Origin of the sequence: Pseudomonas sp. 10B238 (assembly GCF_000970615.1) — a bacterium.
GTDB lineage: Bacteria > Pseudomonadota > Gammaproteobacteria > Pseudomonadales > Pseudomonadaceae > Stutzerimonas.
The window spans coordinates 175,369-192,286 of sequence record NZ_KQ033937.1; the positions used below are offsets into that span (position 1 = coordinate 175,369).

The following is a 16,918-nucleotide window of genomic DNA, read 5'->3' on the forward strand; positions in this document are numbered from 1 at the left end:
AGTTCCCGCCCGGTCAGCCGATGACTCGCCAGTACTCATAGATCTTGGATAACACCCATGCGTCTCACGCTCAAAATCAAAGTCCTGCTTCTCGCACTGGTGCCCGTCACGCTGTTCGCGTTGGTTCTCAGCGGTGCAGCTGCCCAAATTCTCAATTCCCTGGCCGAAGAAGAGATCGAGACAGCCCGCGAGCGGATGATCGACGATGCTCGGACACGACTCGAGGATTACATGCGGATTGGTGTGAGCAGCGTGTCTCACCTCTACGAGCCGGCCGCGCAAGGGGATCTGGCCAGTCGTGCCGAGGCCATCGCCATCCTTAGGAAGATCAAGTTCGGCAAAGACGGTTACTTCTTCGGCCATGACTCCAATGTGGTTCGGCTGTTCCGCGGCGAGAGTCCGGTGGATGTGGGCTCCAACCTGAGCGACCGCCGCGACTCCAACGGCGTCTACATCAATCGTGAGTTAGTGGCCGTAGCGAAAAACAACACTTACTTCGTGAATTACTCATCGCCGTTGCCCGGTAACGACAAGGTATCGGTGCCGAAACTTGCCTACAGCTACTACCTGCCCAAGTGGGACCTGGCGCTGGGTACGGCGATCAACCTGGACAATATCGAGTCGGCCTTGAGCAAGGTGAGGACGGAAATCGCTGGCCGGGTCAACTCGATCCTTACCAGCATTTTGGTCATCGCTGGCGTGATGCTGGCAGCGCTGTGTATCGCTGGCGTGGTAATCAGCAACTCCATCGTCAAGCCGATCCAGGTCATTCGCGCCCAGCTTGATGACATCGCGGCTGGTGATGGTGACCTGACTCACCGCCTGCCGGAAGATCGCAGTGACGAACTTGGCCAGCTGGCCGGCTCGTTCAACCGCTTTGTCGGCAAGATCCACACCATGGTCAGCCAGGTCGCGGATTTGACCGGCCAACTGACCGGCATGGTCGCCGAGGTCGCTTCCCAGGCACAACGCTCCGAGAAAGCCATGGAGACCCAGCGCCAGGAAACCGATCAGGTCGCCACGGCAATCAACGAGATGTCGGCCGCGGCGCAGGAAGTCGCCCATAGCGCCCAAGGCGCCGCTGAAGCTGCACAGCAGACCGATCAGGAAGGCCAACAGGCGAAAGCCGTGGTGGATTCCAGCATTCGCCAGATTCACTCGCTGGTTGAAGAGATCCGCAGCAGCGGCACTTCACTGGATGCGCTGCAGCAGGACGTACATGCCATCGTGGGTGTGCTCGACGTGATCCGTTCGATCGCCGAGCAAACCAACCTGTTGGCGCTTAACGCTGCCATCGAGGCGGCGCGTGCCGGTGAGGCGGGGCGTGGCTTTGCGGTCGTAGCCGACGAGGTTCGTGCGCTGGCCAGCCGCACCCAGCAGAGTACCCAGGAAATCCAGGGCATGATCGATCGCCTGCAGACTGGCGCCAAACAGGCCGTCGCCGCCATGGGTCGCTCCAGCGAAGCGGGTGATGCCAGCAGTGCCCAGGCCAACCAGGCAGGCGCTTCGTTGGATGCCATCGCTCACCTCATCGCCACAATCAACGGCATGAACGCGCAAATCGCCAGCGCGGCGGAAGAGCAGACCGCAGTGGCTGAAGAGATCAACCGCAGCGTCCATCAAATCGCCACAGCCGTTGAGAACGTTGCGGAAGAAACTCAGCAGGGCGCGCAGACCGCACGCAACCTGGCCAATGTGGGTGAACGTCTGGGTGGGTTGGTGCGCCAGTTCCGCATCTGACGTGGGCTGATTTCGCCATGTCGGGCTCAGCTTAGCCTCAAAGAAAACCCCGCATGCGCGGGGTTTTCCGTTTAGCGCAGGCCAGCTTTCTAAGTGCCGGGCTTAGCCCATCAGCCGAAGACAATTCGGCAGCCCTTCAATAGCGCTACAGACAAAGCCCCCTGGCCCACCCATCCCCATGCTCACGTAGGGTGGATCACGCTTCACCGATCCACCGGATGGCGAAACACCAGGTGACGACCACCGGGTAACGTTCCACCGAGCGATGTCACGGTGGATGTAAAAAGCGACATCCACCCTACCGGACTAACAACCCGTTTCATCGCAATGCCAGTCGTCACCTGTGCGCCGTAATAATGGCGCTGATATATTGACCTTGCTATGCAAAGCTTATACAAAGCGGTCCGTCCCGTTCCTGTTTTGTAAAACTCAAAGAAGGTTCCCATGAAAGGGTTACGTAGTCTCTTACTTGATCTGAGCGTAAGGCGAAAGCTGCTGGCAGGCTTTGGCCTGGTGCTGTTCATCACCTTGGTGATCGCCTGGATAAGCTACCAGGCACTGGATTCGGTGTTCGAGCGGTTCGCCAAGCTCAACCATGTTGCAGAAATCAAAGCGTTGGTTGCCGATGCCCGCCAGGGCGAAAAGAACTTCCTGCTAAGAAAAGAAGCGGTCTTTCTGGAGCAGGCGAAAGAAGCCGTCGAGAAAACCATCTCTGTTGCTCAGGACGCCCGTGACGCTTTCGAAAGTGTGCATAGCATCGAGCTCATGGATCGTATCGAGCAGGACGGTAAGGAGTACCAGACCCGTCTTGCCGAGTTCGCCGAAGCCATGCGCAAACGACAGACTGCTGAAGACAACATGGAGGAGGCGGCTCGTGAGGCCCTCGCAGGTTTCAATGCCGCCGAGTCGGAACTGCGTAGGCGGGTTCAAGAGCAGATTGTCGCCACCGGTGATGAGGAAAGCATCCAGACCTTGGACCTGTCCAATCAGGCATCGAATCTCGCCAGGCAGCTGTTCGATACCCGGCGGTTGGAGAAGAATTTTGTACTCGGCGGCGATGACCGCGATGCGGAGGCCCTGCTTGCCCAGCTCGACACCTCAGCCGCGGCAGGCCGGGAGCTGAAGAACAGCCTGCCGGACGGTCGCAGCAGCGAAGCACTGAGCCAGGCGCTTGCCCGCCTGGACCAGTATCGGTCGGAGTTTCTTGATTACCGCAAGGCGCAGTCGGAGCGGGTTGCCAGCGAGGAAGCGTTGACCGAGCGCGCTCGGCTTATCGTGGAAGTTGCCCAGACGGCCTATGCCAGCCAACTTGAGGAGCTACGCACCGAGCAACGCCAGGTTCGAATAGTACTGATCGGCGCCACCCTGGTTGCATTGGTCCTTAGCGTGCTGTGTGCGGCGCTGATTACTCAGATGATTGTTGGTCCGTTGCAACAAGTTGTCGCCGTCGCACGTCGCGTCGCTGATGGCGATCTGTCTGCCAATCTCGCTGTCGACCGCCGAGATGAACTCGGCCAGTTGATGCAGGCCATGCAGCAAATGAGTGAAAGTCTGCGGTCACTCATAACACGGCTGTCCGACGGCATCGCGCAACTCGCCACTGCCGCTGAGCAAATGTCAGCCGTGACTGAGCAAACCAGTGTCGGTGTAGGCCAGCAAAAGCTTGAAACTGACCAGGTGGCCACCGCGATGAACGAGATGACTGCGACCGTTCAGGATGTGGCCCGTAACGCCGAGGCCGCTGCGCATTCGGCGTCGTCTGCGGACATACAGGCCCAACAAGGCCATTCGGTTGTCAGACAGACCATCGGGCGTATCGAGGAGCTGGCCCGCTCTGTCAGTGAGTCCGCCGAATCCATTGAGCGGTTGAAACACCACAGTGCCGGCATCGGCAATGTGCTTGATGTGATCAAGAACGTCGCCGACCAAACGAACCTGTTGGCACTCAACGCTGCGATCGAAGCGGCTCGTGCGGGTGAGGCCGGGCGCGGATTCGCCGTGGTGGCGGATGAGGTGCGTTCGCTGGCGCGCCGAACCCAGCAGTCAACGTCGGAGATTGAGCAGCTTGTCGTCGCGCTGCAGAGCGGGACCGAAGGCGCCGTGGAGGTCATGGGGAAAAGCTGCGATCTTGCGGATCAGACTGTCGAGGCAGCCCAACTGGCCGGTGAGGCGCTGACGGCCATAAACGATGCGGTTTCAAGCATTCAGCAAATGAACCAGCAGATCGCAACAGCCTCCGAGCAGCAGAGCGCGGTTGCCGAGGAGATCAATCGCAGCGTGTCGAAAATCCGCGATGTGGCGGATCAGTCCGCAGCGGCTACGGAGCAAACCTCGGCTGCCAGCTCCGATCTTGCTCGGCTGGGCGGCGAGTTGCAGGCTCAGGTCAGCCGATTCCGCCTAGTCTGAGGTAAAGCAGCGAGCTTGTTAGCCGGTTTGCAAACAAGCGTATAAACAAGAAGGGCTGGGCCATTGCGGCGCCAGCCCTTTTTTCAGCCGAAGAAATACAGACAGCCTGAAATGACGATGCCCGAGTACACCAGCATCAGCAGGCAGTAGCCCATGATGTCGCGCGCACCGAGCCCGACGATGCCGAGAATGGGCAGCGCCCAGAATGGCTGGATCATGTTGGTCCAGGCATCGCCCCAGGCAATCGCCATGGCCGTGACGGCGGGCGTCACACCCAGCGCCTGGCCGGCTGGCAGCATGATTGGCCCTTGCACCGCCCACTGACCGCCACCCGACGGCACGAAGACGTTGACCAGACCGGCGCTGAGGAAAGCCAGCACCGGGAAGGTATCGGCCGATGACCAGGCGATGAAGGTGTCGGTGATCTGCCGACCCAGCGACAGCCCTTCGGCATTGGCGCCGATCATCATCCCCATGATCCCGGCGTAGAACGGGAACTGGATAACGATGCCGCTGATGCCGCCGATGCCGTCTTGCACCGCGCGCATGTAGCGCTCCGGCGAGCCGTGCAGTGCCAGACCGATGAACAGAAACAGGCCGATGACGATATTCAGCGTCAGGGCAAAGCCGTTCTCGGCGAAGTAGTAGCCGAAATAGACCACAGCCAGCGCAATGATGATCAGGTTGAGGATGCGGCTATCGTCCATGCGCTGCGCAAGGGTGTTGCGCGGCAGGGCCTCATGGGCGGGATCGAGCAGTTTCGCCGGGTCCGCGACCTTCGGGTCTTTCGGATGCATGGCCCAGTTAAGGATCGGCAAACCGATCACCAGCAGCGCGATGATCGTCAGGTTCATGGCAGTGAATAGCGTGTCGCCAACGCCGATGGCGGTCGTCACGACACCGCCAGACATGCGCTCCAGATCCGCGCCGCCGGTGGCCAGCGAAAGCGGGATTGAACCGGACAGGCCGCCGTGCCAGATCAGAAAGCCCGAATAAGCCGCGGCGACCAGCAGCGGGTAATCGACGCCTTTGACTTCACGGGCCAGCGCGCGGGCGAACACCGCGCCGATCACCAGACCGAAACCCCAGTTGATCCAGGAGCCGGCCAAGGCTACCAGCGTGACCATCACCACGGCGCGGCCTGGTGTGCGTGCGGTCCGTGCCAGGCCTGCAAGCAGGCGATGGATGGCGGGTGCGCTGGCCAGGGCGTGGCCGGTCACCAGAATCAGCGCCATCTGCATGGCGAAGGTGAGCAGGTTCCAGAAGCCGGTGCCCCAGTGTTTCGCCATTGAAGGCAGGCCCTGGCCGGTGACGAGCATGCTCGCGGCAAGCACGATGAGGCTGAGGAGAATCGCAAAAACGAAGGGTGAGGGTAGGTATCGCTGAATGAGCTTGACGCTCAAGGCGGTAACGGTGCTGAGCATGGTCGTTGATCCTGTGTTGTTGTTCTTTTTTATAGGCGGCGCACGTGCGTGGCGCGCGCCGAATTATTGCTAAGGTTTGGTGAACTGCACGGCGTGGTGTCGATCCTCCTCTATGAGCCGGCGTTGTCCGTTTAGTGACGTTCGAGGGCCAGCGCGACGCCCTGACCGCCACCGATGCAGAGCGTGGCAAGGCCTTTCTTCGCGTCGCGGCGGATCATTTCGTGCAGGAGCGTGACCAGTACGCGGCAGCCCGACGCGCCGATGGGATGTCCCAGCGCAATCGCGCCGCCGTTGACGTTGACCTTCTCGGCATCCCAGCCAAGTTCCTGGCCGACCGACAGCGCCTGGGCGGCAAAGGCCTCGTTGGCTTCGATCAGGTCCAGCTGGTCCAGCGACCAGCCTGCCTTGTCCAAACAGCGGCGGGTGGCCGAAACCGGCGCGATGCCCATGATTGCCGGGTCGACGCCGGCGTTGGCGTAGGCCTTGATGCGCGCGAGTACGGGCAGGCCGAGGGCTTTGGCCTTGTCCGCGCTCATCAGCAGTACCGCAGCCGCGCCATCGTTGAGGCTGGAAGCATTGCCGGCGGTAACCGAGCCATCCTTCTTGAACGCCGGCTTGAGTTTGGCCAGCGACTCGGCAGTCGTGCCGGCACGGGGCTGCTCATCGGTGTCGAAGCGCAGGGGGTCGCCTTTGCGCTGCGGAATTTCGACGGGCGTGATCTCGTTCTTGAAACGCCCGGCCTCGATGGCTGCGACAGCCTTCTGCTGCGATGACGCGGCGAAGGCATCCTGGGCTTCGCGGCTGATCCCGTACTTGTCGACCAGGTTCTCGGCGGTGATGCCCATGTGGAAATCATTGAAGGCATCCCAGAGGCCATCGCTGATCATCGAGTCGACCAGCTCGGCGTGGCCCATGCGCAACCCGGTGCGGGCCTTGGGCAGCACGTAGGGCGCCAGGCTCATGTTTTCCTGACCGCCGGCAATGATCACCTCGGCGTCGCCGCAGCGAATCGCCTGCGTCGCCAGGTGCAGGGCCTTGAGGCCCGAGCCGCAGACCTTGTTCAGCGTGAAGGACGGCACTGCATGGGGCAGGCCCGCCTTGATCGACGCCTGACGGGCGGGGTTCTGACCCGAACCGGCAGTGAGTACCTGGCCGAGGATGACTTCATCGACTTCGGCGGGGTCCAGCCCGGTCTGTTCCAGCAGGCGCTTGATAACTGCAGCGCCAAGGTCCGGCGCTGGGATGCCAGCCAGTGCGCCTTGAAAGGCACCGATGGCGGTACGGGTTGCTGCGACGATGACGACGTCTTGCATGTTCGGGCTCCAGTTGAATTGGATGTTGTTGTGATGCCGGTGTGTCGTTTTCTAAATCACGGGGTGGTCAACGCATGCGTTGACGAACTCGCACGCTCCCGTAGGAGCCAGCTTGCTGGCGATCACGAGCCGCTAATCCTCACAATCGCGACGGGTCTGGCTTGCGTTCCCAAAGCAATGCATGCGTGTCTAGAACGTCATTTCCGGCACGTGATCCGGCACCACCAGCTCACCGGCTGTCTTGGCGACGATCTCCTCGACGCTCACACCAGGCGCGCGCTCCTTGAGGACGAAGGCTCCGTTCTCGATTTCAAGATAGGCCAGATCGGTCAGCACGCGCTTGATGCAGCCGGCGCCGGTCAGCGGCAGGGTGCACTTGGGCAGCAGCTTGGACTCGCCATCCTTGGAGGCGTGCGTCATCAGTACGATGATGTTCTCGGCGCCGGCGACCAGGTCCATCGCGCCGCCCATGCCTTTGACCAGCTTGCCGGGGATCATCCAGGACGCGATGTTGCCCTGCACGTCGACCTCGAAGGCGCCGAGCACGGTGAGGTCGATATGCCCGCCGCGGATCATCGCGAAGGATTCAGCGGAGTTGAAAATGGAGGCGCCGACGCGTGCGGTGACGGTCTGTTTGCCGGCGTTGATCATGTCGGCATCGAGTTCGTCTTCTGTGGGAAACGCGCCCATGCCGAGCAGGCCGTTCTCCGATTGCAGCATTACTTCCATGCCCTCGGGCACGTAATTGGCGACCAGGGTCGGGATGCCGATGCCGAGGTTCACGTAGAAGCCGTCCTGCAGCTCACGGGCGACGCGCTGGGCCATTTGTTCACGGGAAAGTGCCATCGTCGATTCCTCTTATTCTTTTGATTAGGTGCGGACGGTGCGCTTTTCGATGCGCTTCTCGAAGGTGCCGCAGATGATGCGGTCGACATAGATGCCGGGCGTGTGGATCTGGGTGGGGTCGATCTCACCGGGCTCGACGATTTCCTCGACCTCGACGACCGTGACCTTGCCGGCGGCGGCCGCTAGCGGGTTGAAGTTCTGCGCGGTGTGGCGGTAGATGACGTTGCCGTAGCGGTCGGCCTTCCAGCCTTTGACGATGGCGAAGTCGCCGGTGATGGCGTGCTCGAGGATGTGGGGACGGCCGTTGAATTCACGCACATCCTTGCCATCGGCGATGGGGGTGCCGTATCCGGTAGCGGTGTAGAAGGCGGGAATGCCGGCGCCGCCTGCGCGCATCTTTTCAGCCAGCGTGCCCTGAGGCGTCAGTTCGACCTCCAGCTCGCCATCCAGCAGCTGCTTTTCGAACAGCGCGTTTTCGCCCACGTAGGAGGCGATCATCTTGCGGATCTGCCGGTCCTCCAGCAGCACACCCAGGCCGAAGCCGTCGACGCCGCAGTTGTTGGAAACCACGGTGAGGTCCCGGGTGCCCTTGCGCTTGATCTCGGCGATCAGGTTCTCGGGGATGCCGCACAGACCGAAGCCACCGGCCAGAACGGTCATGCCGTCCTCGAGCCCGTCGAGCGCCTCGGCATAGGAATTCACGCGCTTGTCGAAACCAGCCATAAACGATTCCTTTTTGTTGTTGGGTTGTTTTTGGTGAGCTGCAATCGAGTGTTCCCTTGTGTGACGGATTTGTTAAGTTGATTTTTAAGCGCGATTGATTGATAAAACAAAACAAAGCGCCGTCATGCGCTCTCCCGGATCCGATTCGATGACCGTCAAACAACTCCGTGCGTTTCTCGCTGTGGCCCACACCCTGAGCTTCGCTCAGGCCTGCGAGCGGCTGCACCTGTCGCAATCGGCGCTGAGCCTGACCATCAAGGCGCTGGAGGACGGGCTCGGAGGTCGCCTGTTCAGCCGTACCACGCGGGCCGTCAGTCTGACGCCCGAAGGCGAGGCGCTGCTGCCCCTGGCGCGTCGGTTGCTCGCCGACTGGGACAACGCCGAGGACGAGCTGCGCCAGCGTTTCACCTTGAAACAGGGCAGGGTGACGCTGGCCTCGATGCCGTCCTTCGCCGGTAATCTGCTGCCAGCCGTACTGCGCACCTTTCGCGACCGCTACCCCTCGATCAGCGTCACCGTGCATGACGTGATCAACGAGCAGGTGATGGAAATGGTCCGTGACCGCCAGGTGGAAATCGGCATCGCCTTCGAGCCTGAACCCAGCACGCCGCTGACATTCACCCCGCTGTACACCGACCGTTTCGTGGCGGTGGTGCCGGTCGATTCGGTGCTGGCGAGCCAGGCCGAAGTGAGCTGGGACGCATTGCTGAAACATCCCTTCATTACCTTACAGCGGCCATCGACGGTGCGCGTCATGCTCGAAGACCATCTGCGTCCGCGTGGTCGTCAGTTGCCGGTGCAGTTCGAGAGTCATCAGTTGGCAACGGTAGGGCGTATGGTCGCCAGCGGCCTGGGTGTCAGCGCCGTGCCGGCGTTATGTCGGGCGCAGATGCTCGAACTCGGCGCACGCTGTGTGGCGCTGAGCGACCCGGTGATCGAGAAGCCGGTAGGCATCCTGACCAAGCCCGGCCACGAGCTTTCCGTTGCAGCGCAGGCCATCGCCGATATGTTGCTCCTAGAAAAGGGATACCCCATCGGCAGTTAGTCAGCCGCAACACGACCAACTGGCCAGGCTAATACAAAGATGGCGTTTGCGAGCCCGGCGGACGAAACAGTTGGCGCGCTTGTAGTGGAGAGCAATGTCATTAGCTCCTGATACCGACAGACGGGGCTAACCCGCCAATGACATAGGTCGATATAGCTCGATAGGCCCAACTGGCCAAACACTCCGAGCGGTGAATGCTCGTTTGGACACAAGGGTGATGTATGTCTTTACGTAACATCGGTATTGCCGCTCGGGCTTCGATCGGCTTCGGGATTGTCGTTCTGCTGCTGGTATGCATTGGCGTTTTTTCATTGACGCAAATGGCTCGTATGGACAAGGCTGCAAACGAGATCAACCTAAACTGGCTGCCTTCGATCACGACCTTGAAGGAGATGAGCCATTCAATCCTGCGTCTGAGAATAGCTACGCTCCGTGCCCTGGCGCTCACTGACGAGGCAGCGCTTGTTAAGAACAATGCCAACATCGTCGAGCTGTCTGACGTGGTCTCGAAAAAGACGAACGAATATAAGGCTTATATTTCTGGCCCCGAGGAGCAGGCGCTCTTCGAAGGCTTTCAACGTGCCTACGTTATTTATCTGAAGGATCAGGAGACCGTACTTAGCTATGTGGCGCAGGGTCGTCTTGACGAGGCACGCAGCTATCTCAATGTGACCTTGGTGACCAATGCAGACGCGCTGATGGCAACGCTTAGGGCGCTAGCGAAGCTCAACAGCGAAGGCGTAAAGGCAGCAGCGAACACTACCAATAAGACGTACGCCGGCTCACGGGTGTCGGTTACCGTAGCGGGCATTCTCGCTATCATTTTTACTGTTTTCATCGCCTGGCTACTTATTCGCAGCATCGTCCAGCCGCTGGCCGAAGCTTTACGAGTGACTGAATTCGTAGCTTCCGGTGACTTGACGAAGACCATTATGGTGGTCGGGAAGGACGAGCCCGCTCGCCTGCTGGAGTCGATGAAACGCATGCAGGCCCGTCTGCGTGAAACCATCATGAGCATTTCAGACTCGTCCACACAGCTTGCGTCTGCCGCCGAAGAACTTAACGTGGTTACAGAGGATTCGAGCCGCGGCCTGGCCCAGCAGAACAGCGAAATCGAGCAGGCCGCTACGGCTGTAAACCAGATGACGGCTGCAGTCGATGAAGTCGCTCGCAACGCGGTGGCGACCGCCGAAGCATCCAAGCAGTCGGAGCTGTCGGGTCGGGAGGGGCAGCAGCAGGTTAGCCGCACCGTTCAGTCCATCAACGAACTGGCGCAAGGCGTCACCACCACGGCCGGTCAGGTGGGCGAACTGGCAAACAAGGTGCGTGATATCACCAAGGTGCTGGACGTGATCCGCGCCATCGCAGAGCAAACTAACCTGCTGGCACTCAACGCCGCTATCGAGGCTGCCCGTGCCGGTGATGCCGGACGTGGCTTCGCTGTCGTTGCTGATGAGGTACGTGCCTTGGCGCACCGCACCCAACAGTCAACTCAGGAAATCGAAGCGATGATCGGGGGCATCCAGCACGGGACCGAAAACGCGGTGCGGGCCATGCAGCAAAGCAATCAGCAAGCTCATTCCACCCTCGTTGTGGCCGAGGCGGCTGGACATGCACTGGATCAGATCGCTGCCGCGATCGCCACCATCAGCGAGCGCAACCTAGTTGTTGCAAGTGCGTCCGAGGAGCAGGCGCAGGTCTCTCGCGAAGTGGATCGGAATCTGATAAACATCCGCGACCTTTCCATGCAAACCTCCGCGGGTGCCAACCAGACCACCGCTGCCAGCCAGGAACTGGCGCAGCTTGCCGTCGGGCTTCGGGCGCTGGTTGGCCGCTTCTCCGTCTAATAGCCGAAGCAGGCCTTGTGACAGGCTCGGACGCTTCGTACACCTCTTGGCGGGGCCGACCTTTGGATATCGGCCCTGATTCATCCTTTTCCGGCACCTCACGGGCATCGCTGTCAGTGAACTTCGGTGCTGCGCCGAGCGATACAGAAGCCAAACCGGACGGATTCCGTAGTAGTTGTTGCGCTGTGGTGGATGTGCTTTTGTGACTATCGAGCGGTTGGTCGATAATCGCCCATCGCTTATCCGCCAAGGACGCCCGCCGTGAACGACGAATCCCGCTCCAATCTCCCGTCCATGGCGCCGGCCATCGTGGCGTCGCCGGCCAAACGCATCGAGGCCCTGACTGGAGACCCGAACTTCATGACCTCCCTGGCGCGGGGGCTGGCGGTGATTCATGCGTTTCAGGAACGCAAACGCCATCTGACCATTGCCCAGATCAGCCACCGCACAGAGATCCCCCGTGCGGCCGTGCGGCGTTGTCTGTACACGCTGATCAAGCTGGGCTACGCGACCACCGACGGACGCACCTATTCGCTGCTGCCCAAGGTGCTGACGCTCGGCCATGCGTACCTCTCATCAACACCCTTGGCGGTGACTGCCCAGCCGATTCTGGATCGGCTCAGCAACGAGCTGCACGAAGCTTGCTCCATGGCCACGCTGGAAGGCGATGAAGTGCTCTACGTGGCGCGCTCTGCCACGCCACAGCGGCTGATTTCAGTCGACCTCAGCGTGGGTAGCCGGCTGCCGGCCTATTGCACCTCCATGGGCCGCATCCTGCTGGCGGCGCTGGACGATGCCGCGCTGGACGACTATCTGGAACACGCCAACCTGCAGGTCAAGACCAGCCGCACACTGCATACGCCTGAAGCCATCCGTGCCTCGATCGCCGAGATCAGGCAGCAGGGCTGGGTGATCATTGACCAGGAACTGGAGGTCGGCCTGCGTTCGCTGGCCGTGCCGTTGAAGGATTCCGCAGGCCAAGTGCTGGCCGCGCTGAACGTTGGTACGCATGCCAGCCGCATGACCAAGCAGGAGCTCGAAACGCGCTTCCTGCCGGTGTTGCTGGAAGCGAGCAAGGAACTGAGTACCCGTTTGTTCCACTGATACGCCGGTTGGCCAAGGGCAGGCCAGCCTTGGATGGTGAACGGTTTGTGTTCGCTAATCGCACAGCTAGTCGATCATCGGATTGTTCTGCTGGGGCTCGATGGCTAGTGTGGGTCGCAAGCGCATCACGCGCATTCGCTATCTACACGAGACAGACCCATGGCCGAACTCCTGTCCCTTCGCGAAGCAGTGGATCGCTTCGTCAGCAACGGCGATACCGTTGCGCTTGAAGGCTTCACGCACCTGATTCCCACCGCCGCCGCCCACGAGCTTATCCGCCAGGACAAGAAAGACCTGACTCTGGTACGGATGACCCCTGATCTGGTCTATGACCTGCTGATCGGCGCGGGCTGCGCGAAGAAACTGGTGTTTTCCTGGGGCGGCAATCCCGGCGTCGGCTCGCTGCACCGCCTGCGTGACGCCGTGGAAAAGCAGTGGCCGCTGCCGCTGGAAATTGAAGAACGCAGCCATGCGGATCTGGCCAATGCTTATGTCGCTGGCGCGTCCGGCCTGCCGTTCGCAGTGCTGCGCGCCTACCTCGGTTCCGATCTGCCGAAGGTCAACCCGATGATCAAATTCATCGACTGTCCTTTCACTGGCGAAACGCTGGCGGCGGTCCCCAGCGTGCGCCCGGACGTGACCGTGATCCACGCGCAGAAGGCTGACCGCAAGGGCAACGTACTGATTGCCGGCATTCTCGGCGTGCAGAAGGAAGCGGCCCTGGCCGCCAAGCGCTGCATCGTCACCGTCGAGGAGATCGTCGACGACCTGCAGGCGCCGATGAATGCCTGCGTCTTGCCCAGCTGGGCCCTGAGTGCTGTGTGCCTGGTGCCCGGTGGCGCGCATCCGTCCTACGCGCATGGCTATTACGAGCGCGACAATCGCTTCTACCAGCAGTGGGACCCGATCGCTCGTGACCGCGACGCCTTCACCGCCTGGATCGATGAATTCATCCGTGGCACCGAAGATTTCCCAGCGTTCCAGTCCAAGCTGGCCGCGCAGCAGGAGGCCAAGTGATGAGCGCTCAGGTCAAGGACTACAGCACTAACGAAATGATGACGGTCGCCGCGTCTCGCCGCCTCGGCGACGGTAGCGTCTGCTTCGTCGGCATTGGTCTGCCATCCAAGGCCGCCAACCTGGCGCGCCTGACCCACGCGCCGGACGTGGTACTGATCTACGAGTCCGGCCCGATCGGCGCGAAGCCATCGGTGCTGCCACTTTCCATTGGCGACGGTGAACTGGCCGAGACCGCCGACACCGTGGTCCCCACCGCGGAGATCTTCCGCTACTGGCTGCAAGGCGGACGTATTGATGTGGGCTTTCTCGGTGCTGCCCAGGTGGACAGGTACGGCAACATCAACACCACGGTGATCGGCGACTATCACCAACCGAAAGTTCGCTTGCCAGGGGCGGGCGGCGCGCCGGAAATTGCCGGGTCGGCGAAAAAGGTGCTGATCATCCTAAAACAGTCGCACCGCACCTTTGTCGACAAGCTGGCGTTCATCACCTCGGTCGGTTTCGGCGAAGGCGGTGAGCACCGCAAGCAGCTCGGGCTGCCTGGCAATGGCCCGGTTGGGATCATCACTGACCTCTGCATCATGGAGCCCGAAGCGGGGTCCAACGAATTCGTGGTGACCTCGCTGCATCCGGGCGTGACCCGCGAACAAGTGATCGAGAACACCGGCTGGGCCATTCGTTTCGCCGCTCAACTGGGCGAAACCGCGGCACCGACCGAAACTGAACTGCAAGCGCTGCGCGCCCTGGAAGCACGCACCGCTGCCGCCCATGGACAAGCTGGAGGTGACGAGTGACACGCGACGTCTTTATCTGTGATGCAGTCCGTACGCCCATTGGCCGCTTCGGCGGCGCGTTGGCCGCTGTGCGAACCGACGATCTGGCTGCCACGCCAATCAAGGCGCTGCTCGAACGCAACCCCGGGCTCGACCCAGCGGCGGTTGAAGAGGTCTTCATGGGCAGCGCCAACCAGGCCGGCGAGGACAACCGCAACGTCGCGCGTATGGCCGCGCTGCTAGCCGGGCTGCCGGAAACCGTGCCCGGTGTGACGCTCAATCGTCTTTGCGCCTCGGGGATGGACGCGGTGGGCAGCGCTTTCCGCGCGATAGCCTGCGGTGAGATGGAACTGGCCATTGCCGGTGGCGTTGAATCCATGACCCGCGCGCCCTACGTAATGGGCAAGGCCGATACCGCCTTCGGCCGGACCCAGAAGATCGAGGACACCACAATTGGCTGGCGCTTCATCAATCCCAAGATGAAGGATATGTACGGCGTCGATGCCATGCCGCAGACCGCGGACAATGTCGCCGAGGAGCACAAAATAGGCCGCGAGGACCAGGATGCCTTCGCGCTGCGCAGCCAGCAGCGCACCGGCAAGGCACAGACGGCTGGTTTCTTCGCCGAGGAGATCGTGCCGGTGGTGATCAAAGGCCGCAAGGGCGACACCGTCGTGGACACCGACGAGCATCCACGTCCGGATACATCTGCCGAGGCGCTAGCCAAACTCAAGCCGGTCAATGGCCCGGACAAAACCGTCACCGCAGGCAACGCCTCGGGCGTCAATGACGGTGCGGCGGCGATGATCCTGGCCAGTGCCGACGCGGTGCAGAAATATGGCCTCACGCCTCGCGCTAAGGTGCTCGGTATGGCCAGTGCCGGTGTAGCGCCGCGGGTCATGGGTTACGGGCCGGTGCCGGCGCTACGCAAGCTGTGCGAGCGCCTGAATCTGGCCGTAAGCGACTTCGACGTGATCGAACTCAACGAAGCCTTCGCCGCCCAGGCGCTGGCCGTCACCCGCGATCTGGGCCTCGAAGACGACAGCCCGAAGGTCAACCCGCAGGGCGGTGCAATTGCCCTCGGTCATCCGCTGGGCATGAGCGGTGCGCGGCTGGTGCTGACCACGGTGCATGCGCTGGAGAAGAGCGGCGGCAAGCTCGGGCTGGCGACCATGTGCGTCGGTGTGGGGCAGGGCCTGGCCTTGGCGGTTGAAAGGGTTTGATCGGCGCGGCCGTGGTGGGCTGAAGCCCACCCTACAGGAACTGTGCTGCGCGCTGGTAGGGTGGGCTTCAGCCCACCATTGCTCTCACAGCTGTGATGGGCTTGGCCTTGGCATGATTTGTACAACGGCCGTCTTGCTCATTCGCGGATACCTATAAATCCGACTTCCAGGAGGGTCAGTAGGGTGGGCTTCAGCCCACCAGCGCTACCCACGACGGCGTTTGCCGCGCCACGGCACTGGTGTGATTGCAGGCACAGCATCTTCCTTACACGTGCGCTGCCACCTCTCACTCGACGTTCAGGAGGGCTGCCATGCCCAGCGTAAAGCTCGCAGATGGCGAATTGAATTACCGTTTCGATGGGCCGGTTGATGCGCCGGTCCTCGTGTTGTCCAACTCGCTTGGAACGACGCTAGATATGTGGGACTCGCAGGTTCCTGTATTCAGCGAGCGCTTCCGCGTCCTGCGCTATGACACCCGCGGTCACGGCAGCTCGTCCGTCATGCCTGGCCCTTACACCACCGCGCAGCTAGGACAGGATGTGCTCGACCTGGTCGATGCCTTGTCCATCGATCGCTTCGCTTTCTGCGGTCTGTCCATGGGCGGCCTGATCGGCCAATGGCTGGGTATCCATGCCGGCGAACGCCTATCCCACCTTGTGCTTTGTAATACGGGCGCGAAGATCGGCACCGATGAAGCCTGGAACGAGCGTATCGACGGAGTATTGCGCGGTGGCGAGCAGGCCATGCGCGACATGCGTGACGCCTCTGTCGCACGCTGGTTCACGCACGACTTTGCGGCGCAGCATCCCGTCGAGGTGGGTCGCATCACCCAGATGGTCGCCAACACCTCACCAGCCGGCTATGCCGCCAACTGCGCGGCCGTGCGTGATGCCGATTACCGCGAGCAGCTGGGTGCGATCAAGGTGCCGACGCTGGTTGTCTGCGGCAGCCAGGACCCGGTCACGACACCTGAGCATGGGCGCCTTATCAAGGCGAATGTCGCCGGGGCGAGGCTGATTGAGCTGAATGCTGCGCACCTGTCCAATGTCGAGGCGGGCGACGCCTTCACCCTGCCGGTAATGGCGTTTCTCTGCGATTGATCCGCGCAAGGTTGAATTGGATGAAAAAAGCCGGGCCGCAAGGGCCCGGTAAAAGATCAACGAGGAGGTATTACGGTGCTGCTCAGGACGCTTACCAGAGCGCCAGGGTGTAGCTAAGGATCACCCGAGTTTCGTTGATGTCGCTGCCAAAGTTGCTGCGTACCGTAGCGTTACGCACTTTCATGGCGAGGTTCTTCAACGGTCCGTTCTGGACCACATAGGCGATATCCGTGTCGCGTTCCCACTCTTCACCTTCGCCGCCGCCGGCCAGGTTAACGTTGTCACCGGACACGTAGCGGGTCATCAGACTCAGCCCGGGAATGCCGGCAGCAGCAAAGTCATAGTCGTAGCGAACCT

14 protein-coding genes and 1 pseudogene are annotated in these 16,918 nt (G+C 61.4%); 10 read left to right on the plus strand and 5 right to left on the minus strand.

The window, feature by feature from the left end; all coding sequences use genetic code 11:
• Window positions 1-195 precede the first annotated feature (195 nt).
• The 3 genes and pseudogenes from RT21_RS24455 to RT21_RS17330 form a co-directional block, all read left to right on the plus strand.
• A pseudogene (locus RT21_RS24455) lies at window positions 196-612 on the plus strand (cache domain-containing protein); the annotation flags it as partial.
• 117 nt (window positions 613-729) lie between these two features.
• The gene (locus tag RT21_RS24460; protein ID WP_371263622.1) at window positions 730-1,740 is read left to right on the plus strand and encodes a methyl-accepting chemotaxis protein; all 1,011 of its coding nucleotides are present in this window, start codon (window positions 730-732) and stop codon (window positions 1,738-1,740) included.
• Window positions 1,741-2,184: 444 nt separating this feature from the next.
• Window positions 2,185-4,146: a HAMP domain-containing methyl-accepting chemotaxis protein gene (locus tag RT21_RS17330; RefSeq protein ID WP_046163705.1), complete on the plus strand. Its 1,962-nt coding sequence runs from the start codon at window positions 2,185-2,187 to the stop codon at window positions 4,144-4,146.
• A gap of 83 nt (window positions 4,147-4,229) precedes the next feature.
• Here RT21_RS17330 and RT21_RS17335 read toward each other — a convergent pair whose 3' ends face one another.
• The 4 genes from RT21_RS17335 to RT21_RS17350 form a co-directional block, all read right to left on the minus strand.
• Complete coding sequence (locus tag RT21_RS17335; RefSeq protein WP_046163706.1) at window positions 4,230-5,570, minus strand: short-chain fatty acid transporter; 1,341 nt, start codon at window positions 5,568-5,570, stop codon at window positions 4,230-4,232.
• Window positions 5,571-5,701: 131 nt separating this feature from the next.
• Window positions 5,702-6,883, minus strand: coding sequence for an acetyl-CoA C-acetyltransferase (locus tag RT21_RS17340; protein ID WP_046163707.1), 1,182 nt, complete (start codon window positions 6,881-6,883; stop codon window positions 5,702-5,704).
• A gap of 189 nt (window positions 6,884-7,072) precedes the next feature.
• The gene (locus RT21_RS17345) at window positions 7,073-7,729 is read right to left on the minus strand and encodes a CoA transferase subunit B (RefSeq protein WP_046163708.1); all 657 of its coding nucleotides are present in this window, start codon (window positions 7,727-7,729) and stop codon (window positions 7,073-7,075) included.
• A 24-nt stretch (window positions 7,730-7,753) separates the two neighbouring features.
• Window positions 7,754-8,452 carry a CoA transferase subunit A gene (locus RT21_RS17350; RefSeq protein WP_045426808.1) on the minus strand — a complete coding sequence of 233 codons (699 nt, stop codon included), beginning with the start codon at window positions 8,450-8,452 and terminating at the stop codon, window positions 7,754-7,756.
• Between the two features lie 148 nt (window positions 8,453-8,600).
• On the opposite strand from RT21_RS17350, the gene RT21_RS17355 reads away from it, so the two are divergent.
• The 7 genes from RT21_RS17355 (at window position 8,601) to pcaD (ending at window position 16,561) form a co-directional block, all read left to right on the plus strand.
• Window positions 8,601-9,497 carry a LysR family transcriptional regulator gene (locus tag RT21_RS17355; RefSeq protein ID WP_046163709.1) on the plus strand — a complete coding sequence of 299 codons (897 nt, stop codon included), beginning with the start codon at window positions 8,601-8,603 and terminating at the stop codon, window positions 9,495-9,497.
• Window positions 9,498-9,718: 221 nt separating this feature from the next.
• Window positions 9,719-11,344 carry a methyl-accepting chemotaxis protein gene (locus RT21_RS17360; protein WP_046163710.1) on the plus strand — a complete coding sequence of 542 codons (1,626 nt, stop codon included), beginning with the start codon at window positions 9,719-9,721 and terminating at the stop codon, window positions 11,342-11,344.
• 294 nt (window positions 11,345-11,638) lie between these two features.
• Window positions 11,639-12,448 (plus strand): IclR family transcriptional regulator domain-containing protein, encoded by an 810-nt coding sequence (locus tag RT21_RS17365; RefSeq protein ID WP_177327104.1) that lies wholly within the window; start codon window positions 11,639-11,641, stop codon window positions 12,446-12,448.
• Window positions 12,449-12,607: 159 nt separating this feature from the next.
• On the plus strand, window positions 12,608-13,465 hold the full coding sequence (locus tag RT21_RS17370; RefSeq protein ID WP_046163712.1) for a CoA transferase subunit A: 858 nt from the start codon (window positions 12,608-12,610) through the stop codon (window positions 13,463-13,465).
• A complete protein-coding gene (locus RT21_RS17375) occupies window positions 13,465-14,259 on the plus strand; it encodes a CoA-transferase subunit beta (RefSeq protein ID WP_046163713.1) in 795 nt (264 codons plus the stop codon). The genes RT21_RS17370 and RT21_RS17375 overlap by 1 nt, the downstream gene beginning before the upstream one ends.
• Window positions 14,256-15,461 (plus strand): 3-oxoadipyl-CoA thiolase, encoded by a 1,206-nt coding sequence (pcaF, locus tag RT21_RS17380; protein ID WP_046163714.1) that lies wholly within the window; start codon window positions 14,256-14,258, stop codon window positions 15,459-15,461. The genes RT21_RS17375 and pcaF overlap by 4 nt, the downstream gene beginning before the upstream one ends.
• Window positions 15,462-15,772: 311 nt before the next feature.
• On the plus strand, window positions 15,773-16,561 hold the full coding sequence (pcaD, locus tag RT21_RS17385) for a 3-oxoadipate enol-lactonase (protein ID WP_046163715.1): 789 nt from the start codon (window positions 15,773-15,775) through the stop codon (window positions 16,559-16,561).
• 91 nt (window positions 16,562-16,652) lie between these two features.
• Here the strand turns inward: pcaD and RT21_RS17390 are convergent.
• The coding region (locus tag RT21_RS17390) for an OprD family outer membrane porin (protein ID WP_046161418.1) at window positions 16,653-16,918 on the minus strand (266 nt) is incomplete at its 5' end.

What these genes read in the sequence shown, in the direction of transcription:
- pcaD (WP_046163715.1), top strand. Translation starts at nt 15,773, where the DNA reads ATGCCCAGCGTAAAGCTCGCAGATGGCGAATTGAATTACCGTTTCGAT.
- RT21_RS17350 (WP_045426808.1), bottom strand. Translation starts at nt 8,452, where the DNA reads ATGGCTGGTTTCGACAAGCGCGTGAATTCCTATGCCGAGGCGCTCGAC.
- RT21_RS17345 (WP_046163708.1), bottom strand. Translation starts at nt 7,729, where the DNA reads ATGGCACTTTCCCGTGAACAAATGGCCCAGCGCGTCGCCCGTGAGCTG.
- RT21_RS17330 (WP_046163705.1), top strand. Translation starts at nt 2,185, where the DNA reads ATGAAAGGGTTACGTAGTCTCTTACTTGATCTGAGCGTAAGGCGAAAG.
- RT21_RS17340 (WP_046163707.1), bottom strand. Translation starts at nt 6,883, where the DNA reads ATGCAAGACGTCGTCATCGTCGCAGCAACCCGTACCGCCATCGGTGCC.
- RT21_RS17335 (WP_046163706.1), bottom strand. Translation starts at nt 5,570, where the DNA reads ATGCTCAGCACCGTTACCGCCTTGAGCGTCAAGCTCATTCAGCGATAC.
- RT21_RS17370 (WP_046163712.1), top strand. Translation starts at nt 12,608, where the DNA reads ATGGCCGAACTCCTGTCCCTTCGCGAAGCAGTGGATCGCTTCGTCAGC.
- RT21_RS17355 (WP_046163709.1), top strand. Translation starts at nt 8,601, where the DNA reads ATGACCGTCAAACAACTCCGTGCGTTTCTCGCTGTGGCCCACACCCTG.
- RT21_RS17365 (WP_177327104.1), top strand. Translation starts at nt 11,639, where the DNA reads ATGGCGCCGGCCATCGTGGCGTCGCCGGCCAAACGCATCGAGGCCCTG.
- RT21_RS17375 (WP_046163713.1), top strand. Translation starts at nt 13,465, where the DNA reads ATGAGCGCTCAGGTCAAGGACTACAGCACTAACGAAATGATGACGGTC.
- RT21_RS17360 (WP_046163710.1), top strand. Translation starts at nt 9,719, where the DNA reads ATGTCTTTACGTAACATCGGTATTGCCGCTCGGGCTTCGATCGGCTTC.